This window comes from Parvibaculum sp., from assembly GCF_019635935.1.
In the GTDB taxonomy this organism is placed as follows: domain Bacteria; phylum Pseudomonadota; class Alphaproteobacteria; order Parvibaculales; family Parvibaculaceae; genus Parvibaculum.
Window position 1 is genome coordinate 1 of sequence record NZ_JAHBYN010000012.1, and the last position, 1589, is coordinate 1589.

General features: G+C 66.9%; 1 protein-coding gene. It reads left to right on the forward strand.

The genetic code is table 11. From position 1 onward, the window contains the following. Positions 1-75 precede the first annotated feature (75 nt). Positions 76-1589 (forward strand): ABC-F family ATP-binding cassette domain-containing protein (locus tag KF719_RS18105; protein WP_293510822.1); only part of this gene is annotated, 1514 nt, incomplete at its 3' end.

Genomic DNA, 1589 nt, shown 5'->3' on the forward strand with positions numbered 1-1589 from the left:
CGCCCCGCCCTTTCGCCGCAGCGCAACATGGCCTACATGCACGGGGCTGAAAGTCTCCGCCAGGTTCCCGCGCTCATGATTCGTCTCGACAATATCGGTAAGCAGAACGGCAAGCAGATCGTCTTCATCGAGGCCGGCATGGCGCTCCTGAAGGGCGAGAAAGTCGGCCTCGTCGGCCCCAACGGCGCCGGCAAGACCACGCTGTTCCGCATGATCACCGGCGAGGAAGGGCCGGACGAGGGGCAGGTCTCCATCGATCGCGGCGTCACCATCGGCTATTTCAGCCAGGACATCGGCGAGATGTCCGGCCGCAGCGCGGTGGCCGAGGTCACCGATGGCGCCGGGCCCGTCAGCACCGTCGCCGCCGAGCTGCGTGAACTGGAGGCGGCGATGGCCGATCCCGACCAGGCCGACCGGATGGACGCCATCATCGAGCGCTACGGCGAGGTGCAGGGGCGCTTCGAGGAGCTTGGCGGCTATGCGCTGGAGGGCCGCGCGCAGGAGGTGCTGGCCGGCCTCGGCTTCAGCCAGGAGATGATGGACGGCGATGTCGGCGCCCTCTCGGGCGGCTGGAAGATGCGCGTCGGGCTGGGGCGCATCCTTCTCATGCGCCCGGATGTCATGCTGCTCGACGAGCCGAGCAACCATCTCGACATCGAGAGCCTGATCTGGCTGGAGCAGTTCCTGAAGGGCTACGACGGCGCCCTGATGATGACCTCGCACGACCGCGCCTTCATGAACCGCATCGTCACCAAGGTGGTGGAGATCGACGGCGGCGCGCTCACCACCTATTCCGGCGACTACGAGTTCTACGCCGAGCAGCGCGCGCTCAATGAGAAGCACCAGCAGGCGCAGTTCGAGCGCCAGCAGGCGATGCTCGCCAAGGAGATCCAGTTCATCGAGCGCTTCAAGGCGCGCGCCTCGCACGCCGCCCAGGTGCAGAGCCGCGTCAAGAAGCTGGAGAAGATCGACCGGGTGGAGCCGCCGAAGCGACGCCAGACCGTCGTCTTCGAGTTCCAGCCGCCGCCGCGCTCGGGCGATGATGTCGTCAGCCTCAAGAACGTGCACAAGCGCTATGGCAGCCGCAGCATCTATGAGGGGCTCGATTTCGCCGTGCGCCGCCGCGAGCGCTGGTGCGTCATGGGCGTCAACGGCGCCGGCAAGTCGACGCTCCTGAAGCTCGTCGCCGGCACGGCCGCGCCGGATGACGGCACGGTCGCCATCGGCGCCAATGTGAAGATGGCCTATTTCGCCCAGCATGCCATGGAGGTGCTGGAGGGCGAGGACACCATCTTCCAGTCGCTCGAGTCCTCATTCCCGCAGGCCGGCCAGGGCTCGCTCCGGGCGCTCGCCGGCTGCTTCGGCTTTTCCGGCGACGACGTGGAGAAGCGCTGCCGCGTGCTCTCGGGCGGCGAGAAGGCGCGCCTCGTGATGGCCAAGATGCTCTTCGACCCGCCGAACTTCCTGGTGCTCGACGAGCCCACCAACCATCTCGACATGGCGACCAAGGAGATGCTGATCACCGCGCTCGCCAATTACGAAGGCACCATGCTCTTCGTCAGCCACGACCGCCACTTCCTCGCCGCGCT